The organism is Sphingomonas sp. BK069 (genome assembly GCF_014193405.1).
Taxonomy (GTDB): domain Bacteria; phylum Pseudomonadota; class Alphaproteobacteria; order Sphingomonadales; family Sphingomonadaceae; genus Sphingomonas.
This window is the reverse complement of sequence record NZ_JACHZH010000001.1, coordinates 819,706-844,432: the sequence shown is the minus strand read 5'-3', so window position 1 is coordinate 844,432 and position 24,727 is coordinate 819,706. Positions and strand designations below refer to the sequence as shown.

The window sequence follows — 24,727 nt, the reverse complement described above, 5'->3', positions numbered from 1 at the left end:
GGCTAGGCCTCAGGCAGGCAGCCCCAGCGAGTGATCGTCATCCCGGCCCTGAGCCGGATCCATCTGGCCGCGAGAGCAACGGTGGCAGTACGCGCGGCACCATGGATGCTGGGTCGGGCCCGGGATGACGACAGGATCTGCGATCGTGAGCGATCACGGCGTACCGAACTTGTCGACCTCGTTTGATTGTATGCGCGGCGTCACCACATTGCCGCCACAAAGCAAACGCCCGGGCCGCTCATCGCGACCCGGGCGCCTGCGTGACGATCGCTCGTCAGCCCCCTATTCCGCCGTCTGCCCGCGCGCTTCGGTGTGAAGCGGAGCTCGACGACATTCCCCGAACCACGGCCTTTGCCTGTGTGCCAGTGAGGGAAGGTATGCTGGTGCGGCGTTCGGCTGTCGACCGAAATGAACGCGGGCAAAACCGATTGCGGCAGCTCTGTGTCGGATCCGCCACACGCCCCGTTGCGCCGCCGCGCGCGCCATCCTAGAGGCGGCGGCATGTTGCTGTCGCGCTACGAGAGCATGATCGCGCGGCGGTATCTGCTGCCCGGTCGCGGTGAGCGGTTCATCGTCCTGGTCGCGGGCTTCTCGCTCGGCGCGGTGATGCTCGGCGTCGCCGCGCTGGTCATCGTGATGAGCGTGATGAACGGTTTCCGCGCCGAGCTGTTCGACAAGATCGTCGGGCTTAACGGTCACGCCGTGATCCAGGGCTACAACGGCCGCTTGCCCGACTGGCGCCGCGCGCTCGCCGAGGCGAAGGCCACCCCCGGCGTCACCAGCGCGATCCCGATGATCGAGCAGCCCTTGTTCGTCACCTACAACGGCCGCGCCGAGGGGATCATCCTGCGCGGCATGCGGCCCGAGGACATCCGCGCCAATCGGACGATCAACTCCAAGGTCATCGTCGGCAGCCTCGCCAGCGTGACGCCGGGGAGCAACAACGTCGCGATCGGCGCGCGACTGGCGGAGCAGCTCGGCGCGACGATCGGGTCCGAGATCACGCTGATCAACCCGCTCGGTCCCTCGACCCCGTTCGGCACGATGCCGCGCTACGTCAACTACACCGTCGGCGCGATTTTCGAGGTCGGCGTGTACGATTACGACAAGGCTTATGTCGTGATGCCGCTCGCCGACGCGCAGACCCTGCTGCTGAGCGGCGACAGCGTCGGGATCATCGAGCTGCAGACCAACGACGCCGACCGCGTCGGCGAGATCCTCGCGCCGCTCACGCGCAAGGTGCAGGGCTATGCCGCGGTCGCTGACTGGCGCCGGCTCAACGCCGAGCTGTTCGACGCGCTGGCGGTCGAGCGCGTCGCGATGTTCACCGTGCTGTGCATCATCATCCTGGTCGCCGCCTTCAACATCGCCTCGTCGTTGATCATGCTGGTGCGCTCCAAGACGCGCGACATCGCGATCCTGCGCACCATGGGGGCGAGCCGCGGCGCGATGCTGCGGATCTTCATCACCGTGGGGACGACGATCGGGGTGCTCGGCACCGTGGCGGGGCTGCTGCTCGGCTTCGGCTTCCTGTTCATCCGCCAGTCGGTGGTGAACGCGGTGCAGGCGATCACCGGGCAGAACCTGTGGGACCCGTCGATCCGCTATCTCACCGAGCTGCCGTCCAAGCCCAACCCGGTCGAGATCGTCGCGATCGTGCTGATCACGCTGCTGATGACCTTCTTGGCGACGGTCTATCCCGCGCTCAAGGCGGCGGGCACCGACCCGGTCGAGGTGCTGCGCTATGAGTGAGGCGGTGCTCCAGACGCGCGAGCTGGCGCGCAGCTTCACCCAGGGCGGCGCGACGATCCACGTGCTGCGCGGTGTCGACCTCGCCATCGCGCCGGGCGAGATCGTGGCGCTGCTGGGGCCATCGGGCTCGGGCAAATCGACCCTGCTCCAGGCGGTCGGGCTGCTCGAGGGTGGGTTCGCGGGCTCGATCCGGATTGCCGGGGTGGAGGCGGCGCAGCTCGACGCCGCCGGCCGCACCGCGATGCGGCGCGACCGGCTCGGCTTCGTCTACCAGTTCCACCACCTGCTGCCCGACTTCAACGCGATCGAGAATGTCGTGCTGCCGCAGCTGATCCACGGCGCCGAGCGGGCGCCCGCCGAGGAACGCGCCGCCGTGCTGCTCACCGCGCTCGGGGTCGGTCACCGGCTGACGCATCGCCCGGCGCAGCTCTCGGGCGGCGAGCAGCAGCGCGTCGCGGTGGCGCGCGCGCTCGCCAACCGGCCCGCGCTGGTGCTGGCCGACGAGCCGACCGGCAACCTCGACGAACATACCGCCGACGTCGTGCTCGCCGAGTTCCTGCGGCTGGTACGGGGCGAGGGCTCGGCGGCGCTGGTGGCGACGCATAACGAGCGGCTCGCCGCCAAGATGGACCGCGTCGTGCGGCTGCACGAGGGCACGATCGCGTGAGCCGCTGGCGCGAGACGCCGCGGCTGGTCGGACAGCACGTGGTGCTCCGCCCGCTCACTCCGGAGGACGCACCCGCGCTCGCCGCGGCGGCGGGGGACGGCGACCTTACCGAGCTGTTCTTTGCCAACGTCTCCGGCCTGACCGACCCCGAGGCCTTCGTCGCCGCCGCGCTGCGCGAGCGCGACTTCGGCCGCGCGCTGCCGTTCGCGGTAGAAGCGCCCGACGGCCGCGTCGTCGGGCTCACCCGCCTCATGCGGATGAGCGAGGCGCATCGCCGCGTCGAGATCGGCGGCACCTTCTACGCGCGCTCGGTGCAGCGCACCGGGGTGAACACCGAGGCCAAGCTGCTGCTGCTCGGGCACGCCTTCGACGCGCTCGGCTGCCAGGTAGTGCAGATCCGCACCGACTGGTTCAACAAGCGCTCGCAGGCCGCGATCGAGCGGCTCGGCGCCAAGCGCGACGGCGTGCTGCGCTCGCACCAATTGTTCAACGGGAGGGTGCGCGACCTGGTGGTCTACTCGATCATCGCCAGCGAGTGGCCGGCAGTGCGGACCAACATCGAGTTCCTGCTGCGGAGGCACGGATGAGCGCGATCACTGACCTGAGCGTGAGGACCGCTGACGGCGGCGAGCAGTCGCTGGCGGATTATGCCGGCCGGGTGCTGCTGGTGGTCAACACCGCGTCCCAGTGCGGGTTCACGCCGCAATATGCCGGGCTAGAGGAACTCCACCGCGACTATGCCGAGCGCGGGCTGGGGGTGCTGGCTTTCCCCTGCAACCAGTTCGGCGCGCAGGAGCCGGGCGACGCCGCCGCGATCGCGACCTTCTGCTCGACCCACTATAACGTGAGCTTCCCGGTTTTCGCGAAGGTCGAAGTCAACGGGACGGGGGCGGACGCATTGTTCGAGCGGCTCAAGCGCGCCGCGCCGGGGCTGCTGGGCTCACGCGCCATCAAGTGGAACTTTACGAAGTTCCTGATCGCGCGCGATGGTGAGACGGTGCGCCGCTATGCGCCAACCACCGCGCCCGAGGCGCTGCGGACCGATATTGAGGCATTGTTGTGACGGCGGGTGATTAGACTCACTGCCACCCCCCCCCGGCGAACAGCGTCATCCTGAACTCGTTTCAGGATCCACCGTACCGCACACCGATCGGCCGCGGCGCTCGCGGGACCGTGGAACCTCAAACGAGTTCAGGATGCCGGGCGGCGGAAGGTCGAGGTGGCCACTCCACCGCGGCTGCTCTACTGGGCACCACCGCCGCCCACCTCACTGCTGCACCATCTCCTCCGGCATCGCGAACGCGCTGGCGCCGCTGCGGTGGTCGCTCGCCGCGGCGATCGCGGTCACGCCGCCAAACAGAAAGCTGATCCCCAGCACGTAGCCCGGCAGCGTCAGCGCCGACCATGGCACCGTCATCAGGATGAACAACGCCAAGAGCAGGTTGATCACGCCGAGCACGATCATCATGACGCCCCGGCGCCGCATCCGCGTTCCCGCCACGATCTCCAGCACGCCGCGCACGCCGAGCCACACCGCCACCATCAAGGTCAGCGATACCGCGCCCGTCATCGGCTCGAACACCATGATCGCGCCGACCACGACCGACAGGACGCCGAACAGCAGCGCGTAGATGCGGCTCTCGCTGCCCTGGCCGAACACGCCGGCCGCGATCGAGAACACACCCGAGATGAAGAACAAGGTGCCGATCACCACAGTGGCGGCGTAGGTCGCCACATAGGGCCAGATGATCGCCGCCACGCCGACCAGCACCGACACCACGCCATAGGCCATGATCCAGCCCCAACCGGCGCCCATCGCGCGCGGCACGCCTCTAACATCGCTCATGTCCGTCCTCCTGCTGCGCCGGCGAACGGGCCGGCGCGGGCGCGGTTCCGGCGGTCGCGCGGGCGCTGGCCGAATCGAGTAGGGAGGCTTAGCTAGGAGCGATGCCACATTCGGGCTTCGTGCCGCTCCGCATCTTCTCCAGCTACACCATGCTCGACGGCGCGATCGAGCCCAAGGCGATCGCCAAGCGCGCGGCCAAGCTCGGCTTCCCCGCCGCGGCGCTGACCGATCGCAACGGTCTCTATGCCGCGATGGCCTTCTCCGATGCCGCCAAGAGCACGGGTGTCCAGCCGGTGATCGGCACGATGCTTGGCGTCGCGCGACCCGACATGCCCGAGGGCGCCGCGACGGTCGTCGACTGGATCGCGCTCTATGCGCAGGACGAAACGGGCTACGACAACCTCTGCGCGCTGGTCAGCCACGCGCACCTCGACCGTCCGCTCGAACTGGCGCCGCATGTCGGCTTCGACCTGATCGAGCGCCACGCCGCCGGGCTGATCGCGCTAACCGCGGGCGGCGAGGGCGGGGTGGCGCGGCTGTTCGCCGAGGACCAGCCTGCGCGCGCGATCACCTACGCCGAGCGGCTCCACGCCACCTTCGGTGACCGCCTCTACGTCGAGCTGTGCCGCCGCGGCGACGCGATCGAGGAGCGCGCCGAGTCGCCGCTGCTCGATCTCGCCTATGAGCGCGGCTGGCCGATCGTCGCGACCAACCCGAGCTGCTTCGAGGAGGCGGATTTCGGCGCCGCGCACGACGCCATGCTGTGCATCGCGAGCTCCAGCTATCTGGAGAGCGACGATCGCCCGAAGAGCTGTGGTCACGCCTGGATGAAGCCCGCCGAGGCGATGCGCGAGCTGTTCGCCGATCTGCCCGAGGCGATCGCCAACACCCTGGTGGTGGCGCAGCGCTGTGCGGTCGCCGCGCCCAAGCGCAAGCCAATCCTTCCCAGCCTCGCTGGCGACCGCGAGGGCGAGGCGACGATGCTGCGCGAGCGTGCGCGCGAGGGGCTGGCGGCGCGGATCGAGCGGATCGTCGCGCTCGGCCAGGCGCCGGAGGAGCCGACGTGGCAGGAGACCTACCGGCAGCGGCTCGAATTCGAGCTCGATGTTATCATCCAAATGGGTTTCCCCGGCTATTTTCTGATCGTCGCCGACTTTATCCAATGGGCAAAGGCGCACGACATTCCCGTCGGACCGGGGCGCGGCTCGGGTGCGGGCTCGGCGGTGGCCTGGGCACTGACCATCACCGACCTCGATCCGATCAAGCTGGGGCTGCTGTTCGAGCGCTTCCTCAACCCCGAACGCGTCTCGATGCCCGACTTCGACATCGACTTCTGCGAAACCAGACGCGGCGAGGTCATCCGCTACGTCCAGGAGAAATACGGCCGCGATCAGGTCGCGCAGATTATCACCTTTGGTAAGCTCAAGGCGCGCGCGGTGCTCAAGGACACCGGGCGCGTGCTGCAGATGAGCTACGGCCAGGTCGACCGGCTCGCCAAGCTCGTCCCCAACCATCCGACCGACCCGTGGACGCTCGATCGCGCGCTCAATGGCGTCTCCGAGCTGGCGCGCGAATATGCGAACGACAATGAGGTACGCCGTCTTCTCGACCTGGCGATGAAGCTGGAGGGCCTGCCGCGTCACTCGTCGACCCACGCCGCGGGCGTGGTGATCGGTGACCGACCCCTGGCGCAGCTCGTCCCGCTCTACCGCGACCCGCGCTCGGACATGCCGGTGACCCAGTTCGACATGAAATACGTCGAGGGCGCGGGGTTGGTGAAGTTCGACTTCCTCGGGCTCAAGACGCTGTCGGTGCTCAAGAAGGCGGTGCAGCTGCTGGCCAAGCGCGGGATCGAGGTCGATCTCGACGCTCTGCTGTGGGACGACGAGGGCGTCTACAAGCTGCTCCAGCGCGGCGACACGGTCGGCGTGTTCCAGCTCGAATCCGAGGGGATGCGGCGCACGCTCTCGGCGGTGCGGCCGACCAATTTCGGCGACATCGTCGCGCTCGTCTCGCTCTACCGCCCCGGTCCGATGGACAACATCCCGTCGTTCGGCCGGCGCAAGCAGGGCACCGAGGAGATCACCTACCCGCACCCGCTGCTCGAGCCGATCCTGAAGGAGACCTATGGGATCTTCGTCTACCAGGAGCAGGTGATGCAGGCGGCGCAGATCCTCGCCGGCTACTCGCTCGGCGGCGCCGACCTGCTGCGCCGCGCGATGGGCAAGAAGATCAAGGCGGAGATGGACGCGCAGCGCGCCACCTTCGTCGCCGGCTGCGCCGAGCATAACGGGATCAAGAAGGACTACGCCAACCAGCTGTTCGACTTGATCGACAAGTTCGCTGGCTACGGCTTCAACAAGAGCCACGCCGCGGCGTACGCGCTACTCGCCTATCAGACCGCCTGGCTCAAGGCGCATCACCCGGCCGAGTTCTTCGCCGCCTCGATGTGCTACGACCTGCACCTCACCGACAAGCTGGCGATTTTCGTCGACGATATGCGCCGGCTCGGGATCGGGCTGCTGCCGCCGTGCATCAACGCCAGCGCGGCCGAGTTCGACGTCGAGGTCGACGCCGAGGGCGTGCCGTCGGTGCGCTACGCGCTCGCCGCACTGAAATCGGTGGGCGAGGGCGCGATGGAGCGGCTGTGCGAGGAGCGCGCCGGGGCGGGTGCGTTCCGCAGCCTCGACGATCTCGCCACGCGCGTCGACCCGCGGTTGCTCAACAAGCGCCAGCTCGAGACGCTCGCGGCCGGCGGCGCGTTCGACTCGCTCGAGCCCAACCGCGCGGGCGTGCATGCCGTCGCCGAGACGATGCTGGCGATCGCGGCGCGCACGCAGGAAGGACGGACGAGCGGGCAGGGCGGGCTGTTCGGCGATGACGCGGGCGCGGGTGACACGATCAAGCTGCCCGACGCGCGCTGGTCGCTCGCCGAGCGGATGGAGCAGGAGAAAGAGGCGTTCGGCTTCTACTTCTCGGCGCATCCGGTCGATCGCTACCGTCATCTCGCCAAGACGCACGGCGCACGCAGCTATGTCGCGCTGGGCGAGCTGCCGATCGCCGAGGGCGCGCGCGTGATGGCGACGATGGCGGTGCTGGTCGAGGACGCGCGCTGGCGTACCTCGGCGCGGGGCAAGCGCTACATGATGGCGACGCTGTCCGACTCGACCGGGCAGTTCGTCGCGACCTGTTTCGACGACGGGCCCGCCGCGGATCTCGAGGAAGCGGCGCGCAACGGCGGCTGCGGGCTGGCGACAGTGGAGCTTGATCGGCGGCCGGGCGAGGAGACGCCGCGCGTCACGGTGAAGGCGATCCGGCCGTTCGAGGGGCTGGCCTCGTCGACGCGGTTCGCGCTCGACGTCCATGTGAGCGACGCTGCCGCGGTGGCGGGACTGGTTGCGCTGATCGGCGACTCGCGCGGCGCGCGCGGCAAGGTGACGCTCAAGGTGCCGCTCGGCAGCGACGAGCAGGCGACCGTGATCCTCGGTCGCGACTTCGCGCTTGACGCCGAGCTGGCGGAGCGGATCGAGCATCTGCCCGGCATCATCAAGGTCGAGTTCGACATTGAGGAGACGCGGCTCAAGTCGGTCGGCTGATCCCGGCGACGTAGAGCGCGAGTACCGCGTGCACCTGGGGGGCGGGCGCGTCGACGCGCGAGTCGAGCGCGAGCGTGGCAAGGCCGTGGACGATCGCCCAGCAACCCAAGGTCGCGTCGGCGTCGTCCCTGCCTGTGATAGCGGCGACGCGATCGGCCAAGATGGCGAAGGCGGGAGCGTTCTCGCGTGTCTTCTCGAGGTCGCACGCGCTGTCCACCGGCCGCGCGAACATCAGCCGGAATAGCGCGGGGTGGGCGCGCGCGAACGCGACATAGCTGAGCCCCTGCGCGATCAGCCGCTCGGCATCGCTCCCCGCGGCATCCGCCGCGGCGAGGCGCGCGGCGAGCGTGGCGAAGCCGCGCTCGGCGACCGCGGCGAGCAGCGCGGCCTTGTCGGCGAAATGGCGATAGGGCGCCATCGCCGACACGCCAGCGGCCCGCGCCAGCGCGCGAATGCCGGGCTCGCTCTCGCCGGCTTCCAGCATCGCCTCGGCTTGGTCGAGCAGCTGATCGCGGAGGTGGGCGGGAACATTCATCGGTTTACACCGTACACGTAGCTGGCTATGTTTACGGTGTAAACGACGGAGGCGATGATGCAAGGGGAGGTAGCACGACGTGTGACGGTGAACGTGTCGGCCTGGCCCGACATGGTGATGGTGTTGCTCGGCTTCCGCGTCGGCGCGCTACGGGGGCTGCCATCCTTCCTGTCGATCGGTCGTGGGCTCGCCGCGATCCGGCGCTCGCCACCTGACGGGCTGCTCCACAGCGACGGCGGGCTCTACGCCTGGAACCATGTCGGCATCCGGCAATATTGGCGCGACCTGGAGAGCCTGGAGGCGTTCACCCGCTCCGAGCCGCATGGCGGTTGGTGGCGCGAGTTCCTGGCCGATCGTCACGGCAACGGCTTCTGGCACGAGGCTTACTCGGCGCGTGGCGGAATGGAGGCCATCTACGTCGACATGCCCGAGCCGCCGGGGCTCGGCGCCTTCGCCCCGCCGATGGCGGCGCAGGGGCGGATGCTGTCGAGCCGCGGGCGGTTGGGGCGGTAGGAGCCGCTGGCTGATCATCCGCTCTCCCTACCTGTCATCGCGGGCCTGGGTCCGAGATGACGAAGGATCCGAGGGCGACTGGCTATCGCTCCAACAAAGGCGTCACGGCGCGCTCAAGGAGAACAGCTTCAGAACAGCTCGCCCTGCGCCCCCGCCGGCGCACGGAAGAGGTCGCAGCGCAGGTCGAGCCGGCGCCGCTCGTCGCTGAAGCCGGCGCGCGCCCGCGCGATGCGGAAGCGGGTGCGCAGCAGCTCGGCCCAAGGGCCCTGGCCGCGCATGCGCTCGCCGAAGCGCGGCTCATTGTCCTTGCCGCCGCGCAGGCTCTGGATGATCGCCATCACCTTGGCGGCACGCTCGGGATAATGTTCGTCGAGCCAGGCGCGAAACAGCGGCGCCACCTCCCAGGGCAGCCGCACCGGTATGTACGAGACGCCCAGCGCGCCCGCCGCGGCACTGGCGGCGACGACCGCCTCCACCTCCTCGTCGGTGATCGCTGGGATGACTGGCGCCATGTTGACATAGGTCGGCACCCCCGCATCGCTGAGCCGCCGCACCGCGGCGAGCCGGCGCGCCGCGGCGGGCGCGCGCGGCTCGACCGTCATCGCCACGCGCGGGTCGAGCGAGGTGACCGAGATCGCCACCGCGACGAGCCCCTTGGCCGCCATCGGTGCGAGCAGGTCGAGGTCGCGCACGACCCGATCTGACTTGGTGGTGATCACAAGCGGGTGGTCGCAGGCGGCGAGCACCTCGATCACCTCGCGCGTGACCCGCCACTCGCGCTCGATCGGCTGATAGGGATCGGTGTTGGTGCCCATCGCGATCGGCGCGCAGCGATAGTCGCGCCGCCCGAGCTCGGCGCGGAGCAGTGCCGCGGCGTCGGGCTTGGCGAAGAGCCTGGTCTCGAAGTCGAGCCCGGGCGAAAGATCGTGGAAGGCGTGGCTCGGTCGGGCGAAGCAGTAGATGCAGCCGTGCTCGCAGCCGCGATAAGGGTTGATCGAGCGGTCGAACGGCACGTCGGGCGACTGGTTGCGTGTGATGATCGTGCGCGCGCGCTCGATCGTGACGGTGGTGCGTGCCGGGGCGGCGGCACCGTCGATCGTCCCGCGCGAATCGAGCCAGTCTCCGTCCTCCTCTGCCTGCGGCAGGTTGAAGCGCGTGCTCGCCGCGTTCAGTGTGGCGCCGCGGGCAGGTCTGGGCGGGCGATGAGCCATCGCGCCGGTCTACTCGACCGGATGGAACATAGCAAGAACTAACCCATCTTCAGTTCGGCGAGGAAAGCGTGGCTCGTTGTGGCGAGCCGGCCTTTGCGCGGTCGTTCCGTGGCGACATGATGGCCTATCCGCGAGGCGCTATGACGCTATTTCTCCCCTTCTTGTTCGCTGCCGCAGCGGCGGTCCCCTGTCCGCCCGAGAGCGTGTGCGCCGCGAACCCCGCCAGCGTCGTCACGGCGCTGTGGCGCGAGGGGTTCCAGGCGAAGACGGTCGCGGATGGTGAAGGCGACCCGATGATCGAGAGCGCGGCGTCGGCCTATCACTCCTCAATCGATTTCTACGGCTGCGAGGCGCATGCGAAGTGTAAGTCGCTGCGCTTCCACGCCGGGTTCGCTGGCGACCGCAGCGACGCGCTGGACGCGGTGAACCAGGGGAACGCCACCCATCGCTTCGCCGCTCTGTCGCTCGACAGCGACGACGAGCTGGTGCCGAGCTATGACGTCACGACAATCGGTGGGCTCCCTCCCGCCAATTTCGTCGAGATACTGGACTGATAGTCAACCGGACTGGGGGAACTCAGTGCCTTCTTGGAGGCGCATCCGGCCTCCGCCGAGCCACCGGTGCCGGCCACCGCCGTTCAGCGCTCCGTCAGTCGCGGCATCAGTTCGACGAAGTTGCAGGGGCGGTGGCGGATATCGAGCTGGCTGGCGAGGATGCCGTCCCACGCGTCCTTCACCGCACCGGTCGAGCCCGGCAGCGCGAAGATATAGGTGCCGCGCGCGACGCAGGCACAGGCGCGGCTCTGCACCGTCGAGGTGCCGATCGTCTGATAGCTCAGCCAGCGGAACAGCTCGCCGAAGCCGGGGATCATCTTGTCGGCGACCTGCTCGATCGCCTCGGGAGTGACGTCACGCCCGGTCACACCGGTACCGCCGGTGGTGATGACGCAGTCCACGCCCGCGTCGTCGATCCAGCGGTCGATCTGCGCCACGATCGAGTCGACGTCGTCGCGCAGGATCGCGCGTTCGGCGAGCACATGCCCCGCCTCGCTCAGCCGCGCCACCAGCGTGTCGCCCGAGCGGTCCTCCGCCAGTCCGCGGGTGTCGGAGACGGTGAGCACCGCGATGCGCACCGGCACGAAGGCGCGCGTGAGGTCGAGGCTCATCGCTCGGCGTGGGTCGTCGACTGCGCCGCGACGGTGCCGTTGATCGCGATCGCGGTGACCGGGGTCTGCGACGTCATCCGCACCGCGCTGTCGCCCGGCAGGCCGGGGAAACGCGGCCACATGCCCTGCGCCAGCGCGACGCGGCTGGGGCTCTTCGCCTTGCCGCCGAGCGACTCGTACATCCAGTAGTTGCGCAGCACCGTCACGACATAGCCGCGCGTCTCCCAATAAGGGATGCTCTCGATGTAGAGCAGCGGGTCGCCGCCGTCGCGCACCAGCGCGTTCCACTCGCCGACCGGCTTGGGGCCGGCGTTATAGGCGGCGATTACCTTGGGCAGCAGCCCGCCGGTGAGCCCCATGTCGCGCAGCTTCTCGATGTGTCGCTGGCCGATGTCGATGTTGGTCGAGGGGCGCGCCAGCGCGTCCTGGTCGATCGCGACGCCGCGCTCGCGCATATAGTCGGTCGCCGCGGCAGGCATGATCTGCATCAGCCCGAACGCGCCGGCGGGGCTGCGCACCTTGTTGCGGAAGCCCGATTCCTGGAGCGTGTGCGCGTAGACCAGCGCCTTGTCGATGCGCCAGCCGGTATCCGGCGTCCAGTTGGGCATCGGATAGCGCGTATCAGCCGCGGCGACCGCACCCTGCGGCATGTTGTGCGCTAGCCACACGGTGGTCGCAGGCAGGTCGAGCGTCTCGCTGATATGGACGAGACTGGCGAACTCGGACGGATCACCGATCCGCGCCTGCTGGCGCACCACCGCGTCGGCGCGCTCGCCCTCGCCCAGTTCGGCGAGCGCGGCGGCGACGCGGACGTTGGGACGGCGCTCGAGCCGCGCCCATTCCTCGCTCACCAGCTCGGGGCGGACCCGCTCCACCGGCAGCCCGAGCGCCTGGCGCGCGAGCAGCCCGTAGAAGGTCTCCTTATATTGCGCCGCGGTCTTCAGCCGGGACTCGACGCGATCGGGCCGGCCGCATGCCATGTCCGAGCGGGCCGCCCAGTAAAGCGCGGTCGCTCGCAGGTCGGTGTCGGTCGCGCGCGCGGCGACATTCTCGAAATCCACCTGCGTCGCGGCGCAGTCGTGCTGGCGCCACGCCGACAGCGCCTCGGTCCATCGGCCGTGGAGCGCCCAGTCACCGCTGCCCGCCGCGGCCTTCGCCGCCAGCGCGCGCGCCTGCGGGTCGAGCCCCTGGAGGAAATAGATCCAGGCCACCCGCGCCTGCCACTCGGTCTCCGCCTCGGGCGAGAGGCCGTCGGTCGACTCGAGTAGCGCCTGTGCCTCGGCGCCCATGTCGGCCTTCACATAGGGCTGCATGCGCTGCGCGAGGTCGGCGGCGACCTCGTCGCTGCGCGTGGCACGGGCGCGGACGCGCGCGGGCGCGCCATCCTGCCAGATCAGCCGCTGCGCGCTCGGCAGCATGGGCAGGTCGGTGAAGCCGCGGGCGCTCGCCAGCCGCATCAGCGCCTCGGCCTGCGGCAGCTCAGGCGCCTCGGCGATCAGCCGGGTCAGTGCCTCGTCGCTGACTCGCGGCGAGCCCTTGGCGAGCACCAGCTCGGCGCGCGCGTAAGCGTGGAGCGGCCCGCTCGCCATCGTGTCGAGCGTGATCTGCGCGTCGCTCCAGCGCGCGTCGCGGATCGCGGCGAAGACCGCGCGGTAGCCCGAGCGCTGCTCCGGGGTCAGCTGCGTCGGAATACCGGCGGTGCGAGCGGTCGCGACCGTCACCGGCGGCACGACCGGCGCGGGGGCGGGCGCCGCCGAGGCCATGACGGGCAGAGCGGCGGCGACGAGCGCGGCGGTGGCGGCCAGCGCGGCGCGGCGGGGGCTCATGACGCGATCTCCCCGGTGAGCATCAGCAGGTCCTTCCAAGTCTCGGCTTTGGCCGCGGGGCGATCCAGCAGGAAGCGAGGGTGATGGGTCGCCACGACGTGCGTGATCTTGCCCTGTTTATGGTTAATCGGGTGCGTACGTCCCCGCGCGTCGGCGACGCTCATCGCCAGCAGCGCACGGCTCGCCGCATCGCCCATCGCGAGCAGACGTTTCGGCGCCGCGAGCGCGACATGATGGCGCGCGATCTCGCCGAGCCGATCGGCGATGTCGCGCGGCACGCGGCCGGTCGTCGGGCGGCGCGTGCAGACGGAGGCGAGCGCGGTGTCCGCGCGCGAGCGCCCGATCGCGGCGAGCATCCGATCGAACAGACGCCCGGTCTCGCCCTCCAGCAGCGTCTCGCGGTCGTCGCGCTCGGGGCAGTCGACGAACACCATCAACTCGGCGTCGGCCGGCCCGGTCGCCGCGATCGCGACACCGCCCCAGCGCGCCTCGGGTGCGTCCTCGCCGAGCCGCCACGTCGCGAACGCCTCGCGCGTATCGGGCAGCGCGGCGGGGGTGGGTGAGGGGGCTCTCGCCGGCGCGACGGGCGCGAGCAGGGCGAGCGGCGCGGCGGTCTCGACCGCGGCGAGCCAGTCGAACGGCGCGTCCTCGACGAGCGTATCCACCCCCGCCTCGCGCCACCAATCGAGCGCGCTCGCCGCGAGCTTTGCCCAGTCGTGATTCTGATCCGCCCCCATCCGCGCATCATAGGATCGCGGTTGACGTGAGCGTCAACTTTCTGGCACCGCCGGCCCGATCAGCCGTTGCGACGATACGACGAGTGCCCGCGGTGAGGCGGCGCCGGGCGCTCCCGAGGAGAAGATGACGTGAGCGAACGCGAGTCCATGCCCTATGACGTGGTGATCGTCGGCGCCGGGCCGGCGGGCCTGTCGGCGGCGATCCGGCTCAAACAGGTCGCCGCGGAGAAGGGCGCGGAGATCTCTGTCTGCGTGCTCGAGAAGGGCTCGGAGGTCGGCGCACACATCCTCTCCGGCGCCGTCATCGACCCGCAGTCACTTGATGAGCTGTTGCCCGACTGGCGCGAGCAGGGCTGTCCGCTGGCCGAGGTGCCCGTTACCGAGAACCTCCACTGGGTGCTGACCAAGAAGGGCAGGCTCACCCTGCCGCATCTATGGACCCCACCGTTCCTCCACAACAAGGGCACCTATACCGGCTCGCTCGGCAATCTGTGCCGCTGGCTCGCGGGCAAGGCCGAGGAGCTGGGCGTCGAGATCTTCCCCGGCTTCGCCGCGGCCGAGATCCTGTTCCACGACGACGGCAGCGTGAAGGGTGTGGCCACCGGCGACATGGGCGTCGCGCGCGACGGCACGCACAAGCCCGATTATCAGCCTGGGCTCGAGCTGCACGCAAAATACACCTTTTTCTCAGAAGGTTGCCGCGGACACCTATCAAAGGAGCTGATGCGTCTCTTCGACCTGCTACGCGACTGCGACCCACAGGTCTATGGCCTCGGCGTCAAGGAATTGTGGGACATCGATCCCTCGCTGCACACGCCCGGCAAGGTGATCCACACGCAGGGCTGGCCGCTCAGCGAGAGCGGGTCGAACGGCGGCGGCTGGATCTATCATCAGGCCAACGGGCAGGTCAGCATCGGCTTCGTCACCTGGCTCAACTACAGCAACCCCTATGTCTCGCCGTTCCAGGAGATGCAGCGCTGGAAGACCCATCCAGCGGTGGCCGCGCTGCTCAAGGGCGGCAAGCGCGTCAGCTACGGCGCGCGCGCGATCAACGACGGCGGGCTGCAGTCCATTCCCAAGCTGGTCTTCCCCGGTGGTGCGCTGATCGGTGACAGCGCTGGCTTCCTCAACGTGCCGCGCATCAAGGGCACGCACACCGCGATGAAGAGCGCGATGCTCGCCGCCGAGGCGGCGGTCGACGCGATCGTCTCGCAGCGCACGAGTGACGAGCTGGTCGCCTACCCCGAGGCCTTCGAGCACAGCTGGGTCAAGAAGGAGCTGTCGATCGTCCGCAACGTCGTGCCGCTGGTGAAGCGCTTCGGCGACCTGATCGGCTCGGGGCTGGCGGGCGTGACGATGTGGCTGGAGTATCTCGGGCTGCGAATGCCCTTCACGCTGCACCACCACGCCGATCACGAGACCTTGTGGCGCAAGGACCTGGTCAAGAAGATCGACTATCCCAAGCCCGACGGCGTGCTGACCTTCGACCGGCTCTCCTCGGTGTTCCTGTCGAACACCAATCACGAGGAGGACCAGCCGGTCCACCTCACGCTCAAGGATCCGACCATCCCGGTCGCCTACGACCTGCCGCTCTACGACGAGCCGGCACAGCGCTATTGCCCGGCCGGCGTGTACGAGATCGTCGGCGAGGACGTCGGCGATCCGAAGTTCGTGATCAACGCGCAGAATTGCGTCCACTGCAAAACCTGCGACATCAAGGACCCGACGCAGAACATCAACTGGGTCGTGCCCGAGGGCGGCGGGGGACCGAACTACCCGAATATGTGAGGGTGGCGGGGATTTGGCATGGATGCGGACGCCTGCCTCACGACCGTCATCCCGGACTTGATCCGGGATCCCGCCTCACGCGAGAGCAACGCTTTCCGCATGTCCGGCTCGGTGGATGCCGTACCAAGTCCGGGGTGACGCGGTGGGAGAGGACGCCGCGATCTCGTCACCAAGTCGCCCTCCCCACCGTGCGCAATAAACCCGGCCAGCGGGGTTGACGCGACCGCGCCCGAGCCGCGACAGCGGGCCATGCGGTTCAGCCCTCCCGGTCTCGTCTCCGCCGCGCTGCTGGTGCTGCTCGCGCCGGGCGCCGCCGCGGCCGCGACCGGCGATCTCGGCGCCTACATGAAGGCGCGCGCCGCGGCGGCAGACGGCGAGGTCGCCGCCGCTACCAGCGACTATGCGCGCGCGCTCGCCGCCGCCCCCGACAATGCCGTGATCGCGGTGCGTGCCTATCGCGAGGCGGTGCGCGCGGGCGACCTCGTGCTCGCCGATCGCGCGGCGGCCTCGCTCGCCGATCAGGGCGTCGCGCCCGCCGATGCCGCCTTGCTGGCGCTCGCGCGCGCCGCGCGAACCGGTGACCGGGTCGCTGCCGGCGCCGCGATCGAGCGCCTGCGCGACGATCAGCTTCGCATCCTCGCCGCGCCGCTCGCCGCCTGGGCCGCGCTCGACGCCGGCGGCGACCCGTTCGCGCCGCTCGCGCGCGCGCCGTCCGACGCAGTGTCGCGCCGCTTCGTCGAGGAAACACGCGCGCTGCTGCTGATCGCCACCGGCAAGGTGGCGGACGGCGAGGCGGCGCTGCGCCCGCTGCTCGGCAACGATCTCGCCAGCCAGGACCATCGCGTCGCCGCCGCGCGGTTGCTGCTCGGTCGCGGCGAGCGGCAGGTGGCGGCGCGGTTGCTGGCTGCGGGCGGCGAGTCCGCCATCACGACGCTGCGCGTGGCCGCGAACGACCCGGCGCTGGCCGAGCGCTATGCCGCCAAGCCCTCGCTAGCGTTCGGCGCCTCCTATCTGTTCACGCGCGTCGCCTCGGATTTGGCGGTCGGCGCGCCCGGTCCGCTCACCTACACGTTGCTCCAGGCCGCGCTGCGCGCCGATCCGGGCAACGATCGGGCGCGCGTGCTGCTCGCCGGCGTGCTCGCACGCGACGACGCGGTCGTCCGCGCTCTGGCGGTGCTCGACGCGGTGCCGCCGACCAGCCTCTACGCGCCGATCGCGGCGACCGGGCGGGTCCAGCTGCTCGTCGATGACGGTCGCGACGCCGAGGCGCTCGCCGCGGCGCGCGTGCTGGGCGCCGTCCCTGCCGCCGCCACCGACGACGTGCAGCGGCTCGCCGACCTGAAGGTCCGGCTCGGCCGCCCCGCCGAGGCGGTGCCGCTGTACCGGCGGCTGATCGACCGCGCCGGCGCTGCCGCCGACTGGGCCGACTGGCTGCAATATGGCGCCGCGCTCGACGAGGCGAAGCTGTGGGACCAGGCGCGCCCGGCGCTGGAGCAGGCGGTCAAGCTGGGGCCGAGCCAGCCGCTCGCGCTCAACTATCTCGGCTACGCGCTGGTGCAGCGGCGCGAGCGGCTGGATGACGCGCAGAAGCTGCTCGAGCGGGCCGCCGCGCTCAAGCCCGACGACGCCGCGATCGCGGACTCGCTCGGCTGGGCGCTGCTGGTGCGCGGCCAGCGCGCGCGCGCCTTGCCGCTGCTCGAACGCGCCGCGCTCGGCGACCCCGCCAACGCCGAGATCGGCGAGCATCTCGGCGACGCTTATTGGACGGCGGGGCGGCGCTACGAGGCGCGCTACGCCTGGACGGCGGCGCGCCAGGTCGCCGAGGCCGACGACGCCGCGCGGCTCGACGCCAAGATCGCGCGCGGCATCGGGACGCTGCGGTGAGCGCGATGACGGCGGACGCAACGGTGCTGGTCGAGCCGGCACCGGCCAAGCTCAACCTCGCGCTCCACGTTCGCGCGCGCCGCGCTGACGGCTACCACGCGCTCGAGACGCTGTTCGCCTTCGCGCGCGACGGGGACGTGGTGACGCTGGCGTCGGCGGAACGCGATAGCTTCACCGTCACCGGCCCCTTCGCCGCGGTGATCGGTGACGACGCGGACAATCTCGTCGTCCGCGCGCTCACGGCCTTCCGGGCGGCCTTCGGCGTGGACGAGCGCTACGCGATCACACTCGACAAAAGGCTGCCGGTCGCTTCGGGGATCGGCGGCGGCTCGGCCGACGCCGCGGCGACGCTGCGCGCGCTCGCGCGGCACCATGGTGTCACCCGAGAGGATCGACGGCTCGACGCGGTCGCCCGCGCGCTCGGTGCCGACGTGCCCGCCTGCCTGCTCGGCCGCGCCGCGCTGGGCACGGGGCGGGGCGATGACCTGGTGCCGATCGCGGGGCTGGGCGACTGCCCGGCGCTGCTGGTCAACCCGCTCGAGAAGGTTTCCACCGCGGCGGTGTTCGCGCGCTGGGATGGCGTCGACCGCGGCGCGATCGGCGAGGGCGGCACGCTGGCGCTGGCGCGGGCGGGGCGCAACGATCTCCAGCCCGCCGCCGAGGCGATCGCCCCCGCCGTGCGCGATCTGCTCCAAGCACTGCGGCAACAGGGGGGCGTGATCCTGGCGCGCATGTCCGGCTCCGGCGCCACCTGCTTCGCGCTGTTCGACGACAGCGGGGCGCGCGACAGCGCCGCGGCCGCGATCACCGCGCGGCATCCGGCGTGGTGGCAGCTGGCGACCACGGTGGCATGATCGCGCTCAAGATCCTCGACCATGTCGCGATCATCTCGCTCGAGCGGCCCGACGCGCGCAACGCGCTACCAACCGGCGCGTGGCAGGCGCTCGCGGGCAGCATCCGGACGATCCCGACCAGCGTGCGCGCCCTGCTGCTGCGCTCGGCGGTGCCGGGCGTGTTCTGCGCGGGCGCCGACCTCGCCGACCTCGCGCGACTGGTCGACGATGTCGACGCGCGGACCGCGTTCCGGGTCGCGCTGGAGGACGCCTTGGGTGAACTGGCCGGACTGTCGATCCCGACCGTGGCGGCGGTAGAGGGTGGCTGCTTCGGTGCGGGCGTGGCGCTGGCGCTCGGTTGCGACCTGATCGTCGCCTCGCCCGCCGCGCGCTTTGGCCTCCCGCCGGCACGGCTCGGGATAGGCTATCCGGTCGGCGACGTCGCACGCTTGGCGCAGCGAGTCGGTCGCGCGCAGGCGGCGCGGCTGCTGTTCACCGCCACCTCGATCGACTCGGCCGAGGCGCTGCGGATCGGCCTGGTCGACATGATCGGCGACGCCGCCAAGGTGATCGACGATATCGTGCGCAACGACGAGACCGCGCTGTGGCTGCTCAAGCGGACGCTCGACGACCCGCTCGACGAGTCGCTCGACGCCGCCTTCGAGGATTGCTTCGCCAGCGCGCGCTTCGCTGCCGGGGTCGCGCACTATCGCGACAAGGCTTGATATCGCGGCAAAGTTCCCTACTTGTTCTTATGGAACAAAGAGAATACACCATCGCGGTGCGTTGAACGCGACGCGCGGTTGCTCTAGCGAAAGGGTCCACGGCAATGGCCGCCAAACTTCAGGTGATCGATACCGGCATGGCAACCGCGAACGCAGACCGTCAGAAGGCGCTCGACGCCGCGCTGGCACAGATCGACCGCGCCTTCGGCAAGGGCTCGGCGATGAAGCTCGGGCAGAAGGAGACGATGCAGGTCGAGGCGATCTCGACCGGCTCGCTCGGGCTCGACATCGCGCTGGGCGTCGGCGGGCTGCCGCGCGGCCGTGTGATCGAAGTGTACGGGCCGGAGAGCTCGGGCAAGACGACGCTGGCGCTCCACGTCATCGCCGAGGCGCAGAAGAACGGCGGCACCGCCGCCTTCGTCGACGCCGAGCACGCGCTGGACCCGGTCTATGCCAAGAAGCTGGGCGTCAACATCGACGAGCTGATCGTGTCGCAGCCCGACACCGGCGAGCAGGCGCTCGAGATCGTCGACACGCTGGTGCGCTCCAATGCGATCGACGTGCTGGTAGTCGACTCGGTCGCCGCGCTGGTACCGCGCGCCGAGATCGAGGGCGAGATGGGCGACAGCCACGTCGGCCTGCAGGCGCGGCTGATGTCGCAGTCGCTGCGCAAGCTCACCGGCTCGATCAGCCGCTCGCGCTGCATGGTGATCTTCATCAACCAGCTGCGCATGAAGATCGGTGTGATGTACGGCAACCCGGAGACGACGACGGGCGGCAACGCGCTGAAATTCTACGCCTCGGTCCGGCTCGACATCCGCCGCACCGGTGCGATCAAGGACCGCGACGAGGTGATCGGCAACGCCACCCGCGTCAAGGTGGTCAAGAACAAGGTCGCGCCGCCGTTCAAGCAGGTCGAGTTCGACATCATGTACGGCGAGGGCATCTCCAAGATCGGCGAGATCCTCGACATCGGGGTGAAGGCCGGACTGGTCGAGAAGTCGGGCGCTTGGTTCTCCTATGACTCGGTGCGGATCGGGCAGGGGCGCGAGAACGCCAAGACCTTCCTGCGCGAGAATCCCGAGATGATGCAGCGGCTGGAGAAGGCGATCCGCGCGCGCACCGAGCAGGTCGCCGACGGCATGATGGCCGGGCCGAGCGAGGACGACGACGTCTGAGCCGCTCGCCTTCCGAGCGGGGCGGCGGCGATCGCGCGGCCTGCGGGTCCGGCGAGCTGCTCGCGGCCGTCGACTGATGATCGAGCGTCCGTCTCCGCGGCCGGGCCTCGATCTCGGGGCGCGGAAGGCTGGCCGATGACGTCGGGCGCGGACTGGAGCGCACGCGTCGGGGCGACCTGGGCGGCGGAGTGGCGGCGCACCGAGCGCGCCTTCGCCGACGTGGCCAGGGTCCTGGACGAGGCGATCGTCGCGGTCGCGCCGGATTTCGGCCGCGCGGCAGACGTCGGCTGCGGCGTCGGGAGTACCACGCTGGCGCTGGCCGCGGCGCGTCCTGGGCTGGATGTGACGGGGATCGACCTCGCCGCGCCGCTCGCCGCGATCGCGCGGGAGCGTGCCGCCGCCCTCGCTCGTGACACTAAAACGGGCCACGATGGCGACCGCCGGGTCGACTTCCTCGTCGGTGACGCCACCGCGGTGCTGCCGCCGCTCGCGCCGCTCGACCTTATCGTCTCGCGCCACGGCGTGATGTTCTTCGACGATCCCGTCACCTCCTTCGCGGCGATGGCGCGCGCGGCACGACCGGGCGCGTCGCTGGTCTTCTCGTGCTTTCGGGCGCGCGAGGAAAACGACTGGGCCACCGCGCTCGACGCCGCGGTCGGCGTCTCACCCCGATCCACCGATGCCTACGCGCCGGGGCCGTCCGGACTGGCCGATCATGCGCTCACGCAGAACGTCCTCGCCGCCGCGGGCTGGCTCGACGCGACGGCTACCCGCCACGACGTCCGCTACGTGGTCGGCGCGGGAGACGATCCGATCGCCGACGCGCTCGCCTTCTTCCGCTGCATCGGCCCCGCGGCCTCGGCGCTCGCCGCCGCGACGCCGGACGAGCGGGCGGCGATCGAACGTCGGATCGTGGCCGCGCTCGCCGCGCGGATATGCGACGGCACGGTCGCGTTCACCGCAGCGATCTGGATCTGGGTCGCGCGCGCAGGGGAGCCGTCATGACGATCGTCGTCCACCATCTCGAGAACTCGCGCTCGCAGCGGGTGCTGTGGCTGTTGGAGGAACTCGGGCTCGCCTATGAGGTGGAGCGCTACGCGCGCGATCCCAAGACGATGCTCGCGCCACCCGAGCTGCGTCGCGTCCATCCGCTCGGCAAGTCGCCGGTGATCGAGGACCGCGACGGCGCGGCCGTGGGCGAGCGTGGTCGCGTGGTGGCGGAGACCGGCGCGATCGTCGAGTATCTCGTCGATCGGGCCGACGGTAAGCTCGGCGCGCCCGCGAAACGCGACGACGCGCTGCGCTATCGCTTCTGGCTGCACTACGCCGAGGGATCGATGATGCCGCCGCTCCTGCTCAAGCTGGTGCTCTCGCGGCTGCCGCTGATCGGCAAGCGGGCGGTCGCGCGGGTGCAGCCGATGATCGACCGCCACCTGGATTATGTCGAGGCGGAGCTGGCCCAGCGGCCGTGGTTCGCCGGCGAGGCCTTCACGGCGGCGGACATCATGATGAGCTTTCCGCTCGAGGCGGCGCGTCACCGTGCCGGATTGGGCGAGTCGCGGCCGGCCACCGTCGCGTGGCTCGCCAAGATCCACGCGCGGGCGGCGTATCAGCGCGCACTCGAACGCGGCGGACCCTATGCTTACGCGCGGTGAGCGAACGGGCGGCGGCGCGGGGCGGGCAGTCTACACCCTAACCGCGCCGCCGCGCAGCATCGCTCAGAAGCGCGAGCGCAGCGTCACGCCATAGGTGCGTGGCTCGGCCAGGAAGGCACCGAACAAAGCGTTGCCCGTCGCGTAGGACGGTGCACCGAAGGCCTGCACCTGCGAGCGACTGCCCGCACCCTGAAACGGCAGGTTGAACGCGACCTGCTGATAGTCCGCGTCGAGCAGGTTCTGCGCCCACAACTCGACCGCCCAGCGCTGCTCGGGGCCGCGCACGCCGAGGCGCGCGTTCATCACGAAGAATCCGTCCTGCGCCTTCTCCACGAACAGGTCCGAGCCCGTGTTATAGTCGCTGGTCAGGCGACCATCGACATAGAACAGGCCGGTCAACCCGCCGCCGCCCAGCGCCGGGCTCCACGTTACGGCGCTGGTGACGGTGTGCTTGGGGGCGTTCGACATCTGGCTGCCGGGCAGCAGGAACAGTGCCGCGTTGAGCGGCTCGCCCGACTTGCTGCCGGCGAGATCGCGCTGATACTTGGCATCGGCGAGCGTGTAGCCGAGGTTCACCGTGACATCCGGCGCCGGGTAGAGGCCTAGCTCCAGCTCGACGCCTTGCGTGATGACACCCTTGCCGACCTTGCCGGTGCAGGCGCCCGTGGCCGAGTCGTTGTCGTGATCGGCGCCGTTCAGCGACTGGTCGCAGCCGCCGATGTTCTGCACGATATAGTTGGTGCCGTTGAAAGTGTTGAGCTGGAAGTTGGCGAACTCCGAGCGATACAGCGCGACGTTGGCGGTAATCTGGTGCGCGCTGTACTTGAGACCGAGCTCATAGGCATTCACCGTCTCGGGATCGAAGCGAAGGTTGTTCGCGCTCGCCGCGGTCGGCGTCGCGAACACCGTCGCGCTCAGGTCCGAGCGGTCGAGATTGTACCCGCCCGCCTTGTAGCCGCGCGCGTAGGAGGCATAGACGAGCGTGCTGTCAACCGGCTTCCACGATACCACGCCGGTGCCGGTGAGTTGGCCCTCCTTGAAGCGGTCGTTCAGCCCGACGCCGGTCAGCGCCGAGGTCGAGTTGCCGGTGCAGCTCAGCGTGATGATTCCGGCGGCGAGCGACTGGAGCGTCGCGTTGGTGCTGCGCAGCAGCGGTGCCAGCGCGGCCTGCTGCGCCGGGCAGATCGTGTTGTTGTTGTTGAACGCAGCGGCCAGCCTCTTGCTCTCGTGCGTGTAGCGCAGCCCGAGCGTGACGTTGAGCCGGTCGGTCAGCTTGTAGATGTTGTGGGTGAAAAAGGCCCAATTTTCGCTGGTCTGGTCGTAGACATCGCGCAGGCTGCCGAGGTCGTTGAGGCGGCTCAGCCGATCGATCCCGCCCACGATCTGCGGGCCCACCGCGCCGGTCAGTGCGCCGCGCCCGACCGCGCTGAGGCAGCCCGGGTTGGCGGTGTTACGCAGCGCCGCGAGCGGGTTGATCGTCGCGACGACGCGACACGCGGCGAAGGCGCCGTACTGCGTGCCGAAGCGGAGATTGTCGACGACCTCGAGGTCCTCGTGCGCGTAATAGCCGCCGACCAGCCAGTCGAGCTTGTTGCCGAGGATAGAGCCCGAGAACCGGCTCTCGTGCGTGAAGGTCTTGAAGCGCCGATAGTTGTTACCGTCGTCGGGGCGGTATCCGATGTCGACATTGCCATAGTCGATGTCGGCCGCGCCGGCGGACTTATACTCGCGATAGGCGGTCAGCGAGGTGAGCTGGGTCGCGCCGATGTTCCAGCGCACCCGCGCCGAGACGCCGCCGTCCGTGGTGAGGTTGGAATAGTCGCGACCGGGCGTGAAGGCGATCTTGCGGTTGTACGGGTCGCCCTCGCTCGGCAGCACGCCGCCGAGGCTGCGCAGGATCGCGGTGATGCGGTTGCCGTTGGGATTGAAGGCGAAGTCGCCGACAACGCCCGGCGTCGGGTCGGTCGTCTCGGCGGTGCCGACATAGACCGCCCCGCAGCATTTCTCGTCGCGATGGGTGTAGTCGCCGATCAGCCGGATCGCGAGATCGGGTGTGACGGTGAAGAGCAGCTGGCCGCGCACGAAATAGCGGTCGCGGTTGTTGTAATCGGTGTCGTTGACGACGTCGCGAAGGAAGCCGTCCCGCTTCGAGTAGACACCGTCGACGCGGAAGGCGAGCAGGTCCTTGATCACCGGCCCAGTCAGCGCGCCCGACAGGCGCACCGCGTCGTAATTGCCGTAGGTCGCCTCGGCGAAGCCGCCGAACTTGAACTCGGGCAGCTTGGTGTAGATGCTGATCGCACCCGCCGAGGAGTTGCGCCCCGACAGCGTGCCCTGCGGGCCGCGCAGCACCTCGATGCGCTCGATCTCCCCCAGGTCGTTGAGCCCGGCGCCGGTGCGGCTGCGATAGATGCCGTCGATGAACACCGCGACCGAGCTCTCGAGGCCCGGGTTGTCGCCGACGGTCCCGATGCCGCGGATGCGCGCCGCGGCGTTGGCCTCCGAGCCGGTCGAGGAGACCAGCAGCGACGGCGCGATCTGTGTCATCTGGCGGATATCGGTCGCGCCCGAATTCTGCAGCGCGGCCTGGCCGAAAGCGGAGACCGCGATCGGCACGTTCGACAGCCGCTCGGAGCGGCGCGTCGCGGTGACGACGATGTCGGCGGTGTTGGGCGAGTCGCCCGACTTGGCGTCGCTCGGCTTGGCATCGGCGGCGGACCCGCGCAGGTTCTGCGCCGCGGCGGGGGCGGCGAGACCGGCGAGCACCGCCGCCGAGAGCAGGAACGCGGACTTCGACATAGATAGACACCCCCCAC

21 protein-coding genes are annotated in these 24,727 nt (G+C 69.9%); 14 read left to right on the top strand and 7 right to left on the bottom strand.

Annotated elements, in window-relative coordinates; genetic code table 11:
* The first annotated feature begins 501 nt into the window (after nucleotides 1-501).
* From FHY02_RS04285 to FHY02_RS04270, 4 genes are read left to right on the top strand one after another with little or no spacing between them, the layout of a single operon-like run.
* The gene (locus FHY02_RS04285) at nucleotides 502-1,752 is read left to right on the top strand and encodes a lipoprotein-releasing ABC transporter permease subunit (protein ID WP_183920638.1); all 1,251 of its coding nucleotides are present in this window, start codon (nucleotides 502-504) and stop codon (nucleotides 1,750-1,752) included.
* A complete protein-coding gene (locus tag FHY02_RS04280; protein WP_183920637.1) occupies nucleotides 1,745-2,419 on the top strand; it encodes an ABC transporter ATP-binding protein in 675 nt (224 codons plus the stop codon). Before FHY02_RS04285 ends, FHY02_RS04280 begins: the two co-directional genes overlap by 8 nt.
* A complete protein-coding gene (locus FHY02_RS04275) occupies nucleotides 2,416-3,006 on the top strand; it encodes a GNAT family N-acetyltransferase (RefSeq protein WP_183920636.1) in 591 nt (196 codons plus the stop codon). The genes FHY02_RS04280 and FHY02_RS04275 overlap by 4 nt, the downstream gene beginning before the upstream one ends.
* Nucleotides 3,003-3,482: a glutathione peroxidase gene (locus tag FHY02_RS04270; protein WP_183920635.1), complete on the top strand. Its 480-nt coding sequence runs from the start codon at nucleotides 3,003-3,005 to the stop codon at nucleotides 3,480-3,482. Before FHY02_RS04275 ends, FHY02_RS04270 begins: the two co-directional genes overlap by 4 nt.
* A gap of 204 nt (nucleotides 3,483-3,686) precedes the next feature.
* Here FHY02_RS04270 and FHY02_RS04265 read toward each other — a convergent pair whose 3' ends face one another.
* The gene (locus FHY02_RS04265) at nucleotides 3,687-4,265 is read right to left on the bottom strand and encodes an HdeD family acid-resistance protein (RefSeq protein ID WP_183920634.1); all 579 of its coding nucleotides are present in this window, start codon (nucleotides 4,263-4,265) and stop codon (nucleotides 3,687-3,689) included.
* Between the two features lie 101 nt (nucleotides 4,266-4,366).
* Here FHY02_RS04265 and dnaE point away from each other — a divergent pair, with 101 nt between their 5' ends.
* Nucleotides 4,367-7,861, top strand: coding sequence for a DNA polymerase III subunit alpha (gene dnaE, locus FHY02_RS04260; RefSeq protein WP_183920633.1), 3,495 nt, complete (start codon nucleotides 4,367-4,369; stop codon nucleotides 7,859-7,861).
* Here the strand turns inward: dnaE and FHY02_RS04255 are convergent.
* The gene (locus FHY02_RS04255; protein ID WP_183920632.1) at nucleotides 7,845-8,396 is read right to left on the bottom strand and encodes a TetR/AcrR family transcriptional regulator; all 552 of its coding nucleotides are present in this window, start codon (nucleotides 8,394-8,396) and stop codon (nucleotides 7,845-7,847) included. The two genes, dnaE and FHY02_RS04255, sit on opposite strands and share 17 nt — an antisense overlap.
* 57 nt (nucleotides 8,397-8,453) lie before the next feature.
* On the opposite strand from FHY02_RS04255, the gene FHY02_RS04250 reads away from it, so the two are divergent.
* Complete coding sequence (locus FHY02_RS04250) at nucleotides 8,454-8,909, top strand: monooxygenase family protein (protein WP_183920631.1); 456 nt, start codon at nucleotides 8,454-8,456, stop codon at nucleotides 8,907-8,909.
* A gap of 128 nt (nucleotides 8,910-9,037) precedes the next feature.
* Here the strand turns inward: FHY02_RS04250 and FHY02_RS04245 are convergent, their stop codons facing one another.
* On the bottom strand, nucleotides 9,038-10,120 hold the full coding sequence (locus FHY02_RS04245) for a PA0069 family radical SAM protein (protein ID WP_183920630.1): 1,083 nt from the start codon (nucleotides 10,118-10,120) through the stop codon (nucleotides 9,038-9,040).
* A 140-nt stretch (nucleotides 10,121-10,260) separates the two neighbouring features.
* On the opposite strand from FHY02_RS04245, the gene FHY02_RS04240 reads away from it, so the two are divergent.
* Complete coding sequence (locus tag FHY02_RS04240) at nucleotides 10,261-10,674, top strand: YbjN domain-containing protein (protein WP_183920629.1); 414 nt, start codon at nucleotides 10,261-10,263, stop codon at nucleotides 10,672-10,674.
* Between the two features lie 83 nt (nucleotides 10,675-10,757).
* Here the strand turns inward: FHY02_RS04240 and moaB are convergent, their stop codons facing one another.
* From moaB to FHY02_RS04225, 3 genes are read right to left on the bottom strand one after another with little or no spacing between them, the layout of a single operon-like run.
* Nucleotides 10,758-11,285, bottom strand: a complete 528-nt coding sequence (gene moaB, locus FHY02_RS04235; protein WP_183920628.1) for a molybdenum cofactor biosynthesis protein B — start codon at nucleotides 11,283-11,285, stop codon at nucleotides 10,758-10,760.
* Entirely contained in the window at nucleotides 11,282-13,111 is a 1,830-nt protein-coding gene (locus FHY02_RS04230; RefSeq protein ID WP_183920627.1) for a lytic transglycosylase domain-containing protein, read from the bottom strand. The genes moaB and FHY02_RS04230 overlap by 4 nt, the downstream gene beginning before the upstream one ends.
* Entirely contained in the window at nucleotides 13,108-13,848 is a 741-nt protein-coding gene (locus tag FHY02_RS04225; protein ID WP_183920626.1) for a uracil-DNA glycosylase family protein, read from the bottom strand. Before FHY02_RS04225 ends, FHY02_RS04230 begins: the two co-directional genes overlap by 4 nt.
* A 129-nt stretch (nucleotides 13,849-13,977) precedes the next feature.
* On the opposite strand from FHY02_RS04225, the gene FHY02_RS04220 reads away from it, so the two are divergent.
* The 7 genes from FHY02_RS04220 (at nucleotide 13,978) to FHY02_RS04190 (ending at nucleotide 21,911) form a co-directional block, all read left to right on the top strand.
* Complete coding sequence (locus FHY02_RS04220) at nucleotides 13,978-15,636, top strand: electron transfer flavoprotein-ubiquinone oxidoreductase (protein WP_409322212.1); 1,659 nt, start codon at nucleotides 13,978-13,980, stop codon at nucleotides 15,634-15,636.
* A gap of 249 nt (nucleotides 15,637-15,885) precedes the next feature.
* Nucleotides 15,886-17,520 (top strand): hypothetical protein, encoded by a 1,635-nt coding sequence (locus FHY02_RS04215; RefSeq protein ID WP_260172603.1) that lies wholly within the window; start codon nucleotides 15,886-15,888, stop codon nucleotides 17,518-17,520.
* A 5-nt stretch (nucleotides 17,521-17,525) separates the two neighbouring features.
* On the top strand, nucleotides 17,526-18,374 hold the full coding sequence (locus FHY02_RS04210; RefSeq protein ID WP_183920625.1) for a 4-(cytidine 5'-diphospho)-2-C-methyl-D-erythritol kinase: 849 nt from the start codon (nucleotides 17,526-17,528) through the stop codon (nucleotides 18,372-18,374).
* Nucleotides 18,371-19,078 (top strand): enoyl-CoA hydratase/isomerase family protein, encoded by a 708-nt coding sequence (locus FHY02_RS04205; RefSeq protein ID WP_183920624.1) that lies wholly within the window; start codon nucleotides 18,371-18,373, stop codon nucleotides 19,076-19,078. Before FHY02_RS04210 ends, FHY02_RS04205 begins: the two co-directional genes overlap by 4 nt.
* 104 nt (nucleotides 19,079-19,182) lie before the next feature.
* The gene (gene recA / locus FHY02_RS04200) at nucleotides 19,183-20,256 is read left to right on the top strand and encodes a recombinase RecA (protein ID WP_183920623.1); all 1,074 of its coding nucleotides are present in this window, start codon (nucleotides 19,183-19,185) and stop codon (nucleotides 20,254-20,256) included.
* A gap of 135 nt (nucleotides 20,257-20,391) precedes the next feature.
* Nucleotides 20,392-21,261 carry a class I SAM-dependent methyltransferase gene (locus FHY02_RS04195; RefSeq protein WP_183920622.1) on the top strand — a complete coding sequence of 290 codons (870 nt, stop codon included), beginning with the start codon at nucleotides 20,392-20,394 and terminating at the stop codon, nucleotides 21,259-21,261.
* The gene (locus FHY02_RS04190; protein WP_183920621.1) at nucleotides 21,258-21,911 is read left to right on the top strand and encodes a glutathione S-transferase family protein; all 654 of its coding nucleotides are present in this window, start codon (nucleotides 21,258-21,260) and stop codon (nucleotides 21,909-21,911) included. Before FHY02_RS04195 ends, FHY02_RS04190 begins: the two co-directional genes overlap by 4 nt.
* 63 nt (nucleotides 21,912-21,974) lie before the next feature.
* Here the strand turns inward: FHY02_RS04190 and FHY02_RS04185 are convergent, their stop codons facing one another.
* The gene (locus FHY02_RS04185) at nucleotides 21,975-24,710 is read right to left on the bottom strand and encodes a TonB-dependent receptor (RefSeq protein ID WP_183920620.1); all 2,736 of its coding nucleotides are present in this window, start codon (nucleotides 24,708-24,710) and stop codon (nucleotides 21,975-21,977) included.
* Nucleotides 24,711-24,727: the final 17 nt, after the last annotated feature.